At 46.0% G+C, this 17,037-nt stretch carries 11 protein-coding genes; 8 read left to right on the top strand and 3 right to left on the bottom strand.

All coding sequences use genetic code 11. The features are described from left to right. Positions 1–151: 151 nt before the first annotated feature. Positions 152–928: a response regulator transcription factor gene (locus AB4Z08_RS01950; RefSeq protein WP_441572086.1), complete on the bottom strand. Its 777-nt coding sequence runs from the start codon at positions 926–928 to the stop codon at positions 152–154. Continuing rightward, complete coding sequence (locus AB4Z08_RS01945) at positions 910–4,077, bottom strand: ligand-binding sensor domain-containing protein (protein WP_441572085.1); 3,168 nt, start codon at positions 4,075–4,077, stop codon at positions 910–912. The genes AB4Z08_RS01950 and AB4Z08_RS01945 overlap by 19 nt, the downstream gene beginning before the upstream one ends. A gap of 203 nt (positions 4,078–4,280) precedes the next feature. Between AB4Z08_RS01945 and AB4Z08_RS01940 the strand changes: the two genes are divergently transcribed. The 6 genes from AB4Z08_RS01940 (at position 4,281) to AB4Z08_RS01915 (ending at position 15,142) form a co-directional block, all read left to right on the top strand. Then, positions 4,281–5,303, top strand: coding sequence for a glycoside hydrolase family 43 protein (locus tag AB4Z08_RS01940; RefSeq protein ID WP_441572084.1), 1,023 nt, complete (start codon positions 4,281–4,283; stop codon positions 5,301–5,303). 19 nt (positions 5,304–5,322) lie between these two features. Continuing rightward, complete coding sequence (locus AB4Z08_RS01935) at positions 5,323–7,170, top strand: glycoside hydrolase family 2 protein (RefSeq protein WP_441572083.1); 1,848 nt, start codon at positions 5,323–5,325, stop codon at positions 7,168–7,170. Between the two features lie 2 nt (positions 7,171–7,172). Beyond that, on the top strand, positions 7,173–9,227 hold the full coding sequence (locus AB4Z08_RS01930) for a beta-L-arabinofuranosidase domain-containing protein (protein WP_441572082.1): 2,055 nt from the start codon (positions 7,173–7,175) through the stop codon (positions 9,225–9,227). Between the two features lie 72 nt (positions 9,228–9,299). Then, a complete protein-coding gene (locus AB4Z08_RS01925) occupies positions 9,300–12,461 on the top strand; it encodes a SusC/RagA family TonB-linked outer membrane protein (protein ID WP_441572081.1) in 3,162 nt (1,053 codons plus the stop codon). An 18-nt stretch (positions 12,462–12,479) separates the two neighbouring features. Beyond that, positions 12,480–14,429 (top strand): RagB/SusD family nutrient uptake outer membrane protein, encoded by a 1,950-nt coding sequence (locus AB4Z08_RS01920; protein ID WP_441572080.1) that lies wholly within the window; start codon positions 12,480–12,482, stop codon positions 14,427–14,429. An 11-nt stretch (positions 14,430–14,440) separates the two neighbouring features. After that, positions 14,441–15,142, top strand: a complete 702-nt coding sequence (locus tag AB4Z08_RS01915) for a DUF3823 domain-containing protein (protein ID WP_441572079.1) — start codon at positions 14,441–14,443, stop codon at positions 15,140–15,142. Between the two features lie 78 nt (positions 15,143–15,220). Here AB4Z08_RS01915 and AB4Z08_RS01910 read toward each other — a convergent pair whose 3' ends face one another. Next, positions 15,221–16,120: a LysR substrate-binding domain-containing protein gene (locus AB4Z08_RS01910; RefSeq protein ID WP_441572078.1), complete on the bottom strand. Its 900-nt coding sequence runs from the start codon at positions 16,118–16,120 to the stop codon at positions 15,221–15,223. 89 nt (positions 16,121–16,209) lie between these two features. Between AB4Z08_RS01910 and AB4Z08_RS01905 the strand changes: the two genes are divergently transcribed. Together AB4Z08_RS01905 and AB4Z08_RS01900 are read left to right on the top strand one after the other, a co-directional pair. Then, on the top strand, positions 16,210–16,596 hold the full coding sequence (locus tag AB4Z08_RS01905; RefSeq protein WP_441572077.1) for a cupin domain-containing protein: 387 nt from the start codon (positions 16,210–16,212) through the stop codon (positions 16,594–16,596). Positions 16,597–16,599: 3 nt separating this feature from the next. Next, positions 16,600–16,986, top strand: a complete 387-nt coding sequence (locus AB4Z08_RS01900; RefSeq protein ID WP_441572076.1) for a tautomerase family protein — start codon at positions 16,600–16,602, stop codon at positions 16,984–16,986. The last annotated feature ends 51 nt before the right edge of the window (positions 16,987–17,037 follow it).

The raw sequence follows: 17,037 nt of genomic DNA, 5'->3' as shown, positions 1-17,037 counted from the left end.
TAATATATCATTTTTCCCGCGGGGAAGCAAGAGAATATTTGACAGGAGGGGAGTAGCAATAGTGTACTATATCATCTGAGACAGGAGGCTTATCCGGTTTCGCTTTTTTTTATTTAGCTTATCAAAAGCTCTTAATACGATTGCAGCCCGGTTAATCTCTCTCTGCCTGTATTTGCGCCACATACCTCGATGGTAGTATTCCAAACTGTTTTTGAAAATTCTTGCCGAAGTTAGTCAATGAACCAAAGCCACTCAGCTCTGCTACTTCATTTATTTTATATGCACCGGTAGATAATAATGCTGCTGCTTTTTTGAGACGTGCAATATTAATTAGTTCATGAGGTGTTAAATCTGATATTGCTTTTATTTTCCGGTAAAAAGTAGGACGGCTCATATTCATGAAATCCGCCAGTTGCTCCACGTCCAGGTCCATATTGGTCAGGTGCTGATTAATGAGGTCATGGAGTTTTTCCAGGAATTGTTCATCTGCATTGGTATTGGCCATGCTGCGCATATGTACCAATGGGCTGCTGGCATAGTAGGATTTTATTTTATGCCGGTTGCTCAGCAGACTGGCTATTTGTGCCTGCAAAAATTCCGGGGAGAATGGTTTTTCTACGTAGGCATCTGCACCCAGTTCCAGCCCCTCGATTTTAGATTGCAGGGTGTTGCGGGCCGTGAGCAGGATCACAGGAATATGGCTGGACTCCACACCGGATTTAATAATACTGCACAGTTCAAAACCGTCCATTACCGGCATCATTACATCACTGATTACCAGTTGCACAGGCTGTTCCTGCAATATTTCAAGCGCCGCCGCCCCATGAAGCGCCGTGGCTACTTTATATTTCTCTTCCAGGTCATCAGCGATGAAAGAAAGTATTTCTTCGTTATCATCTACCAACAGTATCAGTGGTTTATTTTCCATTTGCTCAGATTAAATTCTATTTCCTGATGAATAGGTAAGGTAAGCGAAAATACATTGAGTCCCGCATCCGCTGTTATCAATTCCAGGCTGCCTTTATGCAGTATCGTCAGGGATCTCGACAGCGATAAACCGATACCGGTGCCGGATTGTTCCGATGTTGCCTTTACCCGGAAAAAAGGTTCGAATATTTTTTCCTTCATCTCTGAAGGAATAATATACCCGTCATTTTTTACCAGTATAGTAAAGGTAAGATCTCCTTCGGTTACCGGCAACAGGTGTATAGATGCTTTGGTAGCAGCATATTTGATAGCATTGTTAATAAGATTGCCTAATATTTTGTGCAATGCTTCTGTATCTACATACGCAAAGAAATGCAGGCTGGACAACTCAATTTTGAAACGGATATTTTTTTGTTCAGCTGCCGGTGTAAAGCGCAAGTGGTTTTCTTTCAGCAAATCAGGAATATCCGTACGCACAAAATTAAGACTGAATCCATTGATCTCCGTTTTACGGAAGTCCAGCAACTGATTCGTTAAATCCAGCAGACGATCTGTATTACGCTCCATAATCCGCAGGTTCTTTTGTATCAGCGGCACCTCTTCCGATTTGCGGATCACCTTTTCCATGGGTCCTTTGATGAGCGTGAGTGGTGTCCGTATTTCATGTGCCAGGTGAGTGAAGAATTCTATCTTGGCCTGGTACACTTCCTTCTCTTTTTCATGCGCCAGTAATTCCAGTAATCTGTTTTGTTTTTGTAATGCCCGTTGATGGTACCAGCGAATAATGCCATAAATAATACTGCACAGCAGGATCACATACACCACGTATGCCCAATAGCTGGCCCAGAAAGGAGGCAATATTTCAATGAAAAGTATCCGTGGCGATACACTCCAGCTGCCGCCACTGTTGGCTGCTTTTACCATAAAGCGATAAGTGCCGGGGGATAGTTTGGTAAAATAAACTTTGCGGTTGGTTTCTAAATAGTTCCAGTCTTTGTCCAGCCCCTCCATCTTATACGCATAGGCTGTCATCTCCGGGGATGTGTAACTGAGTGCTGCAAAGTCTATACTGAACGATGACTGGTCATGCGACAATACCACTGTGTCGGTAAATGATATCGATTTTTTCAGGATATCACCTACCTGCGCTTCTTTGTTAAACACCTGGAAGCCGGTGATGTATACAGGGGGCAGGAAGCTATTACGCAGGAAGTGATCCGGGTTAAAACGGATCATGCCTTTCACGCCGCCAAAGTACATATTGCCACTACTATCCTGGTAAACGGAGTTATAGTTGAACTGGTCATTTAATAATCCATTGGCTTTCGTAAAAACAACCGCCTTCTCTGTAGCCGGAGAAAAACACGCCAGCCCTTTGGAGGTTGTTACCCACAGTTGTCCGCGCTTATCCTCCAGGATGCTGAATACCATGTTGCTCAGGAAACCATGACGGGTGTTGTAGGTGGTGAAATTATTTTGTTGTGGATGAAACAAACAAAGACCATCGTCTGTCGCCAGCCACAGGCGATGCTGACTATCCTGGAAAATCCTGTTGGCGCGGTTATTACTCACGCTATGCGGATTGGAAGGATCATGCAGATATACACCCTTTTTACCGGTGCGGCGGTTATAATAATATAGTCCATCTCTCACAGTGCCCAGCCAGATAGTGCCTTCATTGTCTTCAAACACTGCGGTGTAAAATATATAATCCGGCGCTTCGCTCACTGTATCAAAATCATCACGTTCACGGTTATACTGATATAATCCCCTCGTTGTGCATATCAGGATATCGCCACTACTGGTACGTAGCATGCAGTAAATAAAATTGCTGTGCAGTTCATGTGGCTGGTTGCCGGCATTGTAATGCCGGATAAATTTACCGCTGCGAATATCCATGATATCCAGTCCATGTTCGAAAGTGCCTATCCACAAAGAATCTCCGGTAACCAGTAATCCATGGATATTATTATGTGACAGGCCATTTTGTGGCGGCGGCAGTGTTTTTATATTACGGAACTCACCGGTAGCGGGTGTGAATTTATTCAGGCCTCCATCTTCTGTTCCTATCCATAAATGTCCGTAGCGATCGTTGTGGATTTCTCTTACGGCGTTGCCACTGAGGGAGGCAATACCTGTTTGTGGAAAAAATTTTTCAAAAGAAGTATAGGGCTGCGGAAAATAGTTGATGCCGCCAAAGTAAGTACCCGCCCATATTCCACCTTCTTTATCTTTACAAAAATTATATACGGCATTATCAGATAAAGAATAAGGGTCGTTGTATTTTTTTTTCAGGTTGATGATTTCCCCGCTTTGAAGATGATAAATATAGATACCCGACTCCGTGGCTATCCAGTATTCATCGCCTGTTCGTTGAATAATATCCCGTGCATATATTTCTGTATGATCCGGTGCGGTGGAGAAAAAATCTTTGTAAGTACGTGTGCGTGTATCAAATAATTTAACGCCCTGTGTATTGGTACAGGCCCAGATGGAGTCTTTCCCGATTGCGACAATTTTTTGTACCCAAAACGTGCTGCTTTTCGGAGAATGATCAAAGAGGGAATAGCTGGCCATCGTATTTTTATCCCTGTCATATACACCTATTTTCCCTTCGGAAGATGCTACCCACAACTGGCCATCACTCCCCATGCAAATGGACGATACATCCCGGAAACCGGGGACATCGTACAAACTGTCTGTAGCTGCCTGGTAGCGGAACAGCCGTCCGCTGGACGTGATCCAGATATCGCCCTGTGTATCTTTGGTAATACTGTGTACGTCTCCGTTTGTTCTTTTGTTGAACTCGCGGAATTGTTCACTGTGCGGGTCGTATACATACACGCCTTTATCTGTTCCTACATATAACAACCCGTTATCATCCTGGAAAAGACTGAGTATAAAATTAGCTCCCAGACTGCCCGGTTCGTTTGATCTGCGGAATACACGGAATGTATAGCCATCGAACCGGTTTAAGCCATACATGGTGCCAAACCACATAAAGCCCTGTCGGTCCTGTAGCGTACAAATAACCGCGTTATGAGACAATCCGTTCTCTACCTGGTAGTGAATGAAGTTGGCTTCCTGGCTATAAAGTGTTTTGCTCACCAGCAACAGTAAAAGGAAAATATAGTATCTGACTTTTATCATCTGGTCCCGTCCGGATTGTAAAAGCTAAAACTAACAGTTTTTTAGCTAAAAGCTCATTCCCCGTGTCTATCTCCTAAATTGATACAAAAAAGAGAAAGATTGAGATAAATGGGCAAACAAGTAACGAGAGGAAGTGTTTTCTTTGGAGAATAGATATAAGCGTGATTTTTACGCTTAAATGGGCCATTTTCTAAATCCATGTTATGAAAAGTAGCCAACTACTTTCGCTGCTATGCCTGTTACTGATCAGCAGCCTTTGCCACGCGGCCCGGCCTGATACCAGTGGTGTTTTTACCAATCCTTTGCTGGGGAGCGGTCCTGACCCATGGGTGATACAACAGGATGGGATATACTATTATTTAAACACCACGGGGCATAACCTGGTGATACGTAAAACTGCTGCCATGTCTGCCCTGGGGCAAACAAAGGAAATGGTGGTATGGACACCACCAGTCAAAGGCCCAAATGCCAGGGACATCTGGGCGCCGGAGTTGCATCGTCTGAATAATAAATGGTACCTGTATTACACCGCGGGATCGTCAGATAATATACATCCGCAGCACACATTTGTGCTGGAAAATACTGCTAAAGATCCTACCACCGGCACCTGGACAGATAAAGGCCAGATCAGGGATACCGCAGCCAATTACTTTGCAATAGATGGTACCATCTTTACGCACAATGGCAAAAACTATTTTATCTGGAGCGGACATAATGGAAAAGATGTTGTGCAACGATTGTACATCGCCCGCATGGCCAATCCCTGGACACTGATATCTCCGAGAGTGGAAATAGCCGCACCACAGTATTCATGGGAACAGAATGGCGTAAATGAAGGACCGGAAATACTGAAGAATGCAAAGGGAGAAGTGTTCCTCATCTTTTCCGCCTGCGGTTGCTGGACAGAAAACTATGCACTGGGTATCATGCAGCTCAAACATGGTGCAGATCCACTGCAACCGCAAAGCTGGACGAAGTCTGCCGAACCTGTGCTGCAAAGTAAACCGGAAAACGGCGCTTACGCACCGGGACATAATGGTTTTTTTAAATCCCCGGATGGAAAAGAGGACTGGATCATCTATCACGCCAATTCCAGGGCAGGAGAGGGCTGTGGGCAGCGCAGAAACCCGCGCATGCAACAGGTCAACTGGAAAGCCGATGGGAGTCCGGACTTTGGCGTGCCGGTAAAAATAAATACCGCTATTAAAAATCCTTCAGGAGAATAAAATCACTTTAAGTATACATATGAAAAAAACACACTTAATTTTTGCACTGGCGCTGGGACTTGGATGGAATGCCGTGTCGGCACAACAACAAGCGTGGAAAATGGTGACAGGAAAAATTGCGACTTCCTGGAGTGAGCAGGTAACACCTACTACTACCTTGCCCGAATATCCACGCCCACAGCTGGTACGAGGCAACTGGAAAAATCTGAATGGACTGTGGAACTATGCCATTAAACCTAAAAATGAAGATAAGCCCACCGCATGGGACGGACAGATACTGGTACCATTTGCTGTAGAGTCAGCACTTTCCGGTGTAGGACGTAATGTGGGGAAAGATAATGTATTATGGTATAACACTTCGCTCACACTGCCTTCCGGCATGCAGGGAAAAAAAGTGCTGCTGCATTTTGGCGCGGTAGATTGGCGTACCACCGTGTACGTGAATGGTCAGGAAGCAGGCAGCCATGAAGGTGGTTTTGATCCTTTTACCCTGGATATTACTGCCCTGCTGAAAAAAGGGAAGCAGGATATTGTCGTGCGTGTATGGGATCCCACCGATGAGGGAGTACAGCCAAGAGGTAAGCAGGTGAAGAGACCGGAAGGGATCTGGTATACACCGGTAACAGGCATCTGGCAAACGGTATGGGTGGAAGCGGTAGCTGATACTTATATAGCAGGTACCAAACAAACACCGGATATTGACCAGGAAAGTCTGACGATAAATGCTAATATACAAAATGCAAAAGCCGGAGATGTAGTCACCGTAGCCGCTTTTGATGGCAGTACCAAAGTCGCCGAAAGCTTGATGAGTGGTGAAAATACGGTATTGAAAATCGCATCGCCCAAACTATGGTCACCGGAATCTCCTTTCCTGTACGATCTAAAGTTAACGGTTACACGTAAAGGAAAAGTGATCGATGAGGTGAAGAGTTACTTCGCGATGCGCAAATCTTCTATCGGAAAAGATGCCAACGGCACGGAACGCATGTTGCTGAACAATCGTTTTGTATTTCAGTTTGGCCCGCTGGATCAGGGATGGTGGCCTGACGGATTGTATACTGCCCCTACAGATGAGGCATTGAAATTTGATATTGTACAAACGAAGGCAATGGGCTTTAATATGATTCGCAAACACATCAAAGTAGAGCCGGCACGTTGGTACTACTACTGCGATCAGTTAGGCATCATGGTATGGCAGGATATGCCAAGCGGCGACCTGGGCAACGGCTGGGAACCCCGTCCGGGTGTAATTGACCGTGGTTCGGATCAGCAACGCTCTGCTGAGTCAGAAGGCTACTACAGAAAAGAATGGAATGCCATCATCGATCATTTATATAACTATCCTTCTATTGTGGTATGGACCCCTTTCAACGAAGCATGGGGACAGTTTAAAACGATGGACATTGCCCAATGGACCATGCAGAAAGATCCTTCCCGCCTGGTGAATACCGCCAGTGGAGGTAACTTCTATCCCGTAGGACATATTATCGATCTGCATAACTATCCGGAACCAGCTATGCCGGATCCGGCAGTGTATGGTGATAAACGCGCTATTGTGCTGGGTGAATTCGGAGGACTGGGATTGCCGGTAAACGATCACGTATGGCAGCAGAAAGATAACTGGGGATACCAGAGCTTCAAAAATGCGGAAGATCTTTTTAAACGTTACAGCGGTTTTACCGACAGACTGGAAACGTTGATCAGACAAGGATTGTCAGCTGCAGTATATACACAAACCACAGATGTGGAAGTAGAAACAAATGGCTTAATGACGTATGACAGGAAAGTACAGAAGATGCCACTGGAAAAATTGAAGGCCGTTCATCAGAAATTGTATAACCCGGCTTTGGTCACCTTAAAACCATAATAATGAGAAAGCGAAAGTCGGTAGGTTTATTTATTCTTTCGGCTTTTTGGGTGGGTATTATCCCGGCGGATGCTATGCATTCGCCGGGTGCCAGGGCTGACACAAATACCTATGTAGCGCCGGTGTACAAAGCATTGCCACTGGGAGCCGTGAAGCCACAGGGGTGGCTTCGTCACCAATTGGAGATCATGCGGGATGGCAGCACCGGTCACCTCGATGAAGTATATAGCAAAGTGAAAAACGATAATGGCTGGCTGGGAGGAAAAGGCGACGGATGGGAAGAAACACCCTACTGGCTGGATGGGGCAGTACCATTGGCCTACCTGCTGGACGATAAAATATTACAGGCAAAAGTATTGCGCTATATTAACTGGACACTGCAACAGCAGCGCCCCTCCGGATATTTTGGTCCACTGACAAACTCAGAGCGGAAAGAAAATATACCCGTTGACGTTAGTAACGCAGCAGATGGAGAGGATTGGTGGCCAAAGATGGTCATGCTCAAAGTACTGCAACAATATTATACGGCCACAAATGATACCCGCGTTTTAACTTTTATGACGCGGTATTTTCATTACCAGTTACAGGCGCTAAAGACTTGTCCGCTGGGTAAATGGACAGAGTGGGCCACTTCCCGTGGATCAGAAAATATCCTGATGGCGCAATGGCTGTACAGCATCAGTAAGGATAAAAAGCTACTCGAGCTGGCGGGATTGCTGGAATCACAGTCTTTTGCCTGGAGCACCTGGCTGGGCAACCGCAGCTGGGTGATAGATGCCGCAGCACAGCAAAATGATCAGCACTGGATGCGCCGCCATGGTGTGAATGTTGGGATGGGACTAAAGGCACCTGCCCTGAACTATCAGCGTACAGGTAATAAAAAATATCTGCAGGACCTGCATACCGGATTTACAGATCTGATGAACCTACATGGTTTACCCATGGGCATTTTTTCAGCTGATGAAGACCTGCATGGTAACGCACCTACGCAGGGAACAGAGCTGTGCGCGGTAGTGGAGTCGATGTTTTCACTGGAAGAAATTATCAGCATCACCGGCGATCCCATGTATATAGATGCGCTGGAACGTATGACCTTTAATGCACTGCCAACACAGACCACAGACGATTACAATAGTAAACAGTATTTCCAGGTCGCCAACCAGGTGAATATTAAAAAAGGTGTTTTTAACTTTTCACTTCCCTTTGACCGGGAAATGAATAACGTGCTGGGCATGCGCAGTGGATATACCTGCTGTTTGGCTAACATGCATCAGGGCTGGACAAAGTTCGCAACACATCTCTGGTATGGTACTGCAGGCAATGGTCTGGCTGCGTTGACTTACAGTCCTAATGAAGTCAGCGCCAGAGTGGGGAAAAATAATACCCCGGTGACCATCAAAGAAGCCACTGGTTATCCTTTTGAAGAACAGATCCGGTTCAGTATGGCCATGCAGCAACCCGTTGCATTTCCGCTGCAGTTGCGTATTCCTGCCTGGTGTACAGCAGCAGTAGTGATGCTTAACGGCGAAAAGATCCGTTCAGAAAAAGGAGGACAGCTGATCACCATTCAACGTACCTGGAACAACAATGATCAGCTCATCTTACAATTACCTATGCAGGTGCGTACTTCCAATTGGGGACGCAATTCCCGGACGGTAGAACGTGGCCCGATCGTGTATGCGTTAAAGTTGGCAGAGCAGTGGGAAAAAGGACATGATGAGGTAGAAGGTGATTATTTCAGCGTGTATCCCAAAGATGATTGGAATTATGGCATCCCTGAAAAAGTTATTCAGTCACCGGCGCAATATCTGCAGGTAAATAATATAAAACCGGTAACAGCAGATTTTGTATGGAACCTGGAACATGCGCCACTCACCATTACCACCACCGGTAAAAAGATCCCGGAATGGAAGCTGGTGGATGATGTAGCACCTCAACCCGTTACCGATAGAAATGGCGTATACAAGGGCAAAGTAATTGATAAAGAAGAAGTAATCACCCTGGTACCATATGGCTGTACCAAGGTGAGAATAGTAGCATTCCCCGTCGTAAAGTAAGAAGATAGCACCATCAACCAAAGAAACATTTTATGTAAGCCTGATAAATTTAAAAGACCACAAAAAATAGTTATGAAAAAACGATTACGTATCCGGGATCTGATCCGGAAAGTAATACTGGCCGGCCCATGCCTGCACTTAACAGTATGCCTGCTCTTTGTAGCGCTCATAGCGCACGGAGCTCCCACAGATATTAACATTACCGGTAAGGTAACAGATGAGCAGGGAGTCGCGTTACCTGGTGTCACGATCAGCATAAAAGGTACCGCCAGGGGGACATCTACTAATGGAAATGGTAGCTACCAACTTTCAGTACCGGACAAAAATGCGGTGCTGGTGTTTTCATTTGTTGGCTATATAAAACAGGAAATTGCTGTAGGAGAAAAAAAAGAAGTGAATGTCCGGTTACAGACAGATAGCAAAGGACTGGGAGAAGTAATTGTGGTAGGTTATGGCACCCAAAAAAAGGAATCTGTTACCGGCGCTATTTCTGGTGTTACCAGCAAAGACCTGGAAAGAGTACATGCTTCTACGGTAAGTGCTACACTGGCGGGTAAAATACCTGGCGTTTCTTTCCGTATGCCGGACGGCAGACCTGGTGCCAGCGCCAATATTCAAATCCGCAATTTTGGTAACGCCCTGTATGTAATTGATGGTATTCAGAAAGATGCAGGCCAGTTTAATAATATTTCCCCTAATGATATAGAGAGTATTACTGTGCTGAAAGACGCCTCTGCCGCCATTTATGGCGTAAGGGCCGCCAATGGCGTGGTGGTAGTTACTACCAAAAGAGGAAAACCAGGTAGTGGCAACGCTATTAATGTAGACGCCTATACGGGATGGCAAAACTGGTCCCGGTTCCCTAAAACAGTGAATGCTTATGAATGGATGCTGGGTAAAGCAGATGCAGAAATGAATGCCGAAGATCCAAGAACAGATATCACCAAAGCAGAACTCGATAAATGGAAAGCAGGTACAGAAAAAGGATACCAGAGCTTTGACTGGTACGATTTTATTATAAAGAAAAATGCACCACAGCATTCCATCAACGTAAACGCCACCGGTGGATCAGAAAATATCAACTATTATTTGTCTGTTACCCGCCTGGATCAGAAGTCTGTATTGGGAAGGGAATTTGATTTTAATCGTACCAATATCCAGAGTAATGTGGATGCTAAAATCACCAAACGGCTTAAAGTAGGGGTACAGATCAACGGCCGTATTGAGGAACGGGATAACCCCGGTGTACCCGGCGGAGATGATTACTGGGCGCCACGTTTTGCGCTGTTCCGTAACAGACCTACCGAAAGACCCTATGCGAACGACAATCCATTATATCCTAACGATATTGGCCATAATACAGAGAACTGGGCAGTACAATCCAAAGCCATCTCCGGCTATTGGACAGAAGACTGGAGAGTGCTGCAAACCAACTTTAATGGCACCTACGAAACACCCATTAAAGGATTAACCTTAAAAGGCATGTACTCCTATTATTACGCGGATAAGCTGATGAACGGTCACGAATATACGTATGATACGTATACCTATCATGCAGACAATGATACTTATGAACGCACAGGTGGTAGCTCCAATCCATGGCGCGAGAGGGGGACCCACAAGGTGCTGGAGAATGTACTGCAGGGACAGGTGAACTATAACAATACCTTCGGCAAACATACCATTGGCGCTACTTTCGTGTCAGAAAGAATTAAACGCCGGGAACTGGATGTATGGGTACACGCCGTGCCTAAAAGCAATGTGCTGCCACTGATCCAGTTTTCTGATATGGACACTTACAATGATGCCGACTGGACCGAGGCGCGGATTGGCTACATCGGCCGTTTTAACTATAGTTTCAGCGACAAATATTTCCTGGAAGTCGCCGGACGGTATGACGGCTCGTGGAAATTCGCACCGGATAAAAGGTGGGGCTTCTTCCCTTCTGTTTCTGCCGGATGGCGGTTGACGGAAGAACCATTCTTCAGGAAATGGTTAGGCAGTAATAGCATCCTCACGGAGTTGAAAGTCCGTGGTTCTTATGGAGAACTGGGTGACGATGATATTGGTATTGGCGCATACGATTACCTGCCTGGATATACCTATGCTACTTCAACCGTGATACTGGATGGTACCGTAATTAAAGGTTCCCGAGATAAGGGCGTACCTAATAACCGTCTCTCCTGGTTTGTCAGCAAGATCGCGGATGTGGGCCTGGATTACCAGTTGTGGAATGGTAAAGTATACGGATCCCTGGATTTCTTTAACCGTAAACGTTCCGGGCTCCGTGGCCGCAAGTATGACGTGTTGGTGCCCAGTGAACTCGGCTACAGTTTACCGGATGAAAACGTAAACAGTGATCAGCAGAAAGGTGGAGAATTTTCTGCTGCCTATACTGCCAATGTGGGTAAAGTGAATTTTGTGGTTGGCGGTAACGTGTCTTATTCAAGAAGTAAATTCCTGGAATCTTATAAACCGGTATGGGGTAATTCGCTGGATCATTACCGCTCTTCTATTGAAAACAGGTGGAATAATATTTACTGGGGATATGAAGCCATCGGGCAGTTCCAGTCGCAGGAAGAGATCAATAAATATCCTGTTAACGTAGACGGAAAGGGGAATAAAACATTGCTGCCCGGAGATATTATTTATAAGGATTTAAACGGCGATAATGTAATTGATGGCTATGACGAAAGACCTATCGGCTATCAGACGACGGGTAATCCTACAGTGAACTTTGGTTTTAACCTGGGGGTAAGATGGAATGGATTTGATTTTGCAGCCGACTTCTCAGGTGGTTCTATGTATTCCTATAATCAAAATTGGGAAATGAGATGGCCTTTCCAGAATGGCGGTAATCTGCTGAAGCAGTTTTATGATGATCGCTGGCATCGGGAAGATCCTTTTGATGTAAACAGTAAATGGATACCCGGTAAAAATCCGCCGTTAAGATTCAATAAGGGAGATCACAGCAACTACAACAAAGCGTCTACTTTCTGGCTGCATAATGTGCATTATATACGGCTGCGTACCATGGAACTGGGGTACTCCATTCCTCAGCAACTGCTCGACAGGGTGAAGTTTAAGAAGGCCAGGATATATATCAACACCTATAACCTGTTTTCACTGGATAATGTGAAAGACCTGGGCATAGAGCCGGAGATAGCAGATGAAAACGGGTTGCAGTATCCGCAGAATAAGCTGGTGAATATTGGGCTGAACCTTACTTTCTAAGTAATAAATAGAATCGTTATGAAAAAAAGTTTGTTATATATATGTCTGGCTGTATTTGCTGTAAATGCAGGGTGTAATGATAAAGATTTCCTCAATGTTGCACCTTCCAATGTGTTACAGAATGATCAGCTATGGAATGATGAGGGACTAATACTGTCTGTGCTGGCGGATTTGTACGACCGGTATCCGGATCGTCAGACCGATGCCAACGCCACAGGTATTCCTTCTATGGTGACGCAAACCATAGATAACTGGGGTGAATTTGCACGGTTTGACGAAGCGTTTGCTTCAGAGAACGGACAGTACTGGCGGCATAGCACTACGGAGTATGATTATGTATTTCCGGGCATGATAGCCAGGAATACCGGAGAAATTACTTATTGGGACTACGCCTATATCCGGGAGTTGAATATTTTCATCGACAAATGCGGTAGTTCCACCAAACTGAAAGCGGATGTAAAGAACCGGTTTATTGCAGAAGCGCGCTACCTGAGAGCCGTGGTATATTTTGAAGAGGTAAAAAGAGTAGGAGGCGTACCACTGGTGTTAAAGCCTATGGAGTATAATTACGAAGGTGATCCTGCTTACCTGCAACAGCCGAGGGCAAAGGAATCTGAAATATATGATTTCGTGATCAGTGAAATGGATACCGTCAAGAAATACCTGCCCGTTAGTCCGATTAGTAAAACCCGTGCTACCGTAGGGCTGGCATTAGCTACGAAGGTAAGGGCTGCGTTATATGCTGGTGCTATTGCAAAGTATGGTGTTACAACACCGCAGGTAACTTTACCGGGAGGAGAAGTAGGTATCCCTGCTTCCGCTGCCAACGGATATTACACTACGGCGCTGAAAGCGGCACAGGAGCTGATCAGCAGCGGTACTTACTCCCTGTATAAAAAGAATAGTGATAATCTTACACAAAACTTTATCAGTCTCTTTATCGATAAAGGATCAAATCCTGAAGTGATTTTTGCGAAGGATTTTAAACTGCAAAGCGGAAGAGTGCAGCCATGGACGTTATGGAGCCAGCCCCGTTCCAATGCGGAAGAGCAGCAGGGTGGCCGCTTAAATCCATCGTTGAACCTGGTCCAGTCGTTTGAGCTACTGGATAACACTTTTGCGCCATTGCCCACCAATGCAGCAGGAGGTGGATATGTATATTATAATGATCCACTGGACCTGTTTGCCAACAGAGATCCACGTTTAGCCGCAACCGTTATTTTGCCCGGTGCTGAATTTAAAGATAAGAAAGTAGATATCTGGGCAGGATATATGTTCAAAGACGGAAAGATCGTCACCGGAGATAATTTCGGAGCCAAGGGGAAGCTGGAGCCGAATGGCCTGGATGTGCAGGTAGTAGGTTACGATGGGCCGGTTAATAATCTTGAGTTCAGTGCGCAGTCTGGTTTTATTATCCGGAAATATATGGACCCTACCGTAGGTTCGGGTCGTATTGGTACACAGAGTGAGGTATGGTGGATCAGGTACCGCTATGGGGAAGTATTGCTGAATGCGGCAGAAGCAGCCTTTGAATTGGGACAGCGTGACGTAGCCGCCGGTTATATGAACCAGGTACGTGAACGGGCAGGGTTTAAAATTCCATTGACAGCAGCAGATATTACTTTCGACCGGATTGTACATGAAAGAAAAGTGGAACTGGCTTTTGAAGGGCATGAATTCTGGGATATGAAGCGCTGGCGTTTGGCGCATAAAGTGTGGAACGGGGTAAAGACAAACCTGACCACACAACCGGGAAAAAGTGATGAGTCCAGCACCAGGGTATTTGCCTTATGGCCATATAAAGTATATGACCCGGGAAGTCCCAATAATGGCAAGTACGTATTTAAGCAGGTATTACCAGGTGCCGTTACCTCCGCACATTTATTCCGGCTCGGCAATTATTATGCGGCTATCGGAGATGATATCAGGAACAACAATCCTAAAATTGTGAAGAATCCTAACCAGTAAAGCGATGTATTATGAGAACTAATATTCAGTATACTTTATTCATGTTGGCGGGCATCTTTTTAGCTTCCTGCAAAAAAGATAATTACAAGGCGCCAGCCAGTACATTCAGTGGGAGACTGGTATACCAGGGAGAGCCGGTGAACGTAAGTTTCAACGATGTGTATTTTGAATTGTGGGAGCCCGGTTGGGGAAAGCGTACGCCTATTAACGTTAGTGTAAGTCAGGACGGTAAATTTTCGGCCTTATTATTTGATGCGGCGTACAAGCTGGTTATTCCTGCTGCGCAGGGGCCATTTCGTTCGCTGACGGACAAAACCACCAATTCAGATACTATTCCGTTAACGATTTCGGGTAGCGTAACGCGTGATATAGAAGTATTGCCTTACTACATGATCCGTACACCGAAGTTTGTTGCTGCCGGCAGAAAGCTGACCGCTACGTTTGCCGCAGAGCAGATCATTAAGGATGCAAATGCCCGTAGTATAGAGCGGGTATCCCTCTATGTGTGTAAAACCCAGTTTGTGGATGGACGAAACAGCATCGCCACGAAGGACCTGAGTGGTGGCAGTATTACGGATCCTGCGGGTATTAGTTTACAGGTAGATGTACCTGCAACGGTGCCCGAACAGAAAACAGTCTTTGCCCGTATAGGGTTAAAAATTGCCGGTGTAGAAGATATGATCTATTCGCCGGTACAGGAAATTACCTTGTAAAGGATGATGAATAATGATACAGCCCTCTGGTTTTCCGGAGGGCTTTTTTTATGTACCTGGTCTACACATGTAGCTTCCTCATTTAACGCCTTTTCTGGCCCGTTTACGAATGTCATGCAATTGTGCAGTGATGGTTTCATGCAGGATGTCGATCAGTCGTTTAACCGCAGGAGAAGGCGTTTTTTTATGCGTGAGCATAAACACGGCAACATCCGGCAAAGAAGGCAATCCGCTGGATGGCGTTAATGCGATGCAGCCTGCGGGCATGCCTATTTCGGTACGGATAGTAATACCCAGTCCGGCCTGGGCGGCGGCCCACATACCTGCTACGCTGCCGCTGGTGAGTGCAGGCCGCCAGGTACGTTTTACTTTTTCCAGTGCTGTCAGCCCGGTGGTACGGAACAGGCAGGGGGCTTCAAACAGCAGTAGCGGTAAGGGTTGTTGTAATGCTGAGGTACTATTGGTACCACTTATCCACCGGATAGGAAGAGTGCCTACAGGCAGGGCATCTTCCGGGGTATCTTTTCCAAAGGAGATGATGACATCGAGTTTGCCGCTCTGCAACAGCTTTGCCAGCACTGCTTGTCGTTCCAGTGTGACTTCAATTTCCATTTGCGGATGTATGGCAGCAAAGCGGGCCAGTGCCACGGGAAGGCCGCTCTCTGCAAAATCTGCCGGTAGTCCCAGTTTTACTTTGCCTGCTATATGTGTAGCCGTCAGTGCGGTAATGGCCTGTTGGTTGAGCTCCAGCATCTGCCTCGCATAGCCGAGGAGCATCTCTCCGTTAGCGGTTAACCGCCAGCCCCGGCCCTGCTTCAAAAACAGCTGCTGTCCCGTGATTTCTTCCAGCCGCTGCATTTGCAGGCTTACGGCAGACTGGGAGCGGGCCACCTGGTCTGCCGCCCGGGCAAAACTATCCAGATCCACCGCCAGCACAAAGGTGCGCAGCAAATCGAGTTCCAGCAGGTCTGTTACCATAGTTTAGTTTTATTAAAGTGTGGTGTTAAATGTTTCAATATTGCAAATGTATTAAAGGTTAGTAAGTTTGTCATGAAATATTCTTTCTCATGAAAAAATTACTATTCATCATGTCCGTATTAATAACAGGCAGCGCTGCGGCACAAACTCCGCCCGCACGTAAACAACTGTTACAGCAAATACTACCGGCAACCACCGTGGAGGAAGTACGGATGGATGAAATCACTTTTGCACCCGGACAGGGCGCCCCGGTACATCATCATCCATGTGAGGTGTATGGTTATATTGTATCCGGAGAAATATTGTATCAGCCCGCTGGAGAAGCTGCGGTGCTGTTGCATGCCGGCGATGCTTTCCGCGAAACCGCCGGCAGGGAAATCACCCTCTTCAAAAATGCACAGGACGACCAGCCAGCCACGTTTGTAGCGGTTTACCTGTTAAAGAAAGATCAACCTGCTATCATCATTAAAAAATAAATTATGCCTTTCGTACAAATTTATCTCGGTGAACATCTCAGCGCTGCGAATAAAAAAGATATTTCCCTGTCAGTACATCAAAGCCTGCAGGAACATTTCAACATCCCGGCAGATGACTATTTCCAGGTCATCCACACTATGCAGCCGGGAGATATCCTGTACCCGAACAGCTACTTTGATGTGCCGCATACAGACAACCTGATGTATATACGCATTACTGCCAGAGCTGGCAGAACCGTGGAACAAAAACAGGCATTATATAAAAGTATTGCCACCCGCATTGCGGCTGCTACGCCCGTGCCTGCAGATGATGTGGTAATTATCCTGGTAGAAAATGATTTGGCCGGTTGGTCATTTGGCAGAGGGGACGCGCAGATGGTGGCGAAGTGAATTACGAATTAAGAATTACGGGTTTGTGGGAGGATTATTCTGTAGACATTT

It is taken from the genome of Chitinophaga sp. RAB17, assembly GCF_052114225.1.
Lineage (GTDB): Bacteria > Bacteroidota > Bacteroidia > Chitinophagales > Chitinophagaceae > Chitinophaga.
The sequence above is the reverse complement of the archived record's forward strand: the minus strand, read 5'-3'. Positions and strand labels throughout refer to the sequence as shown.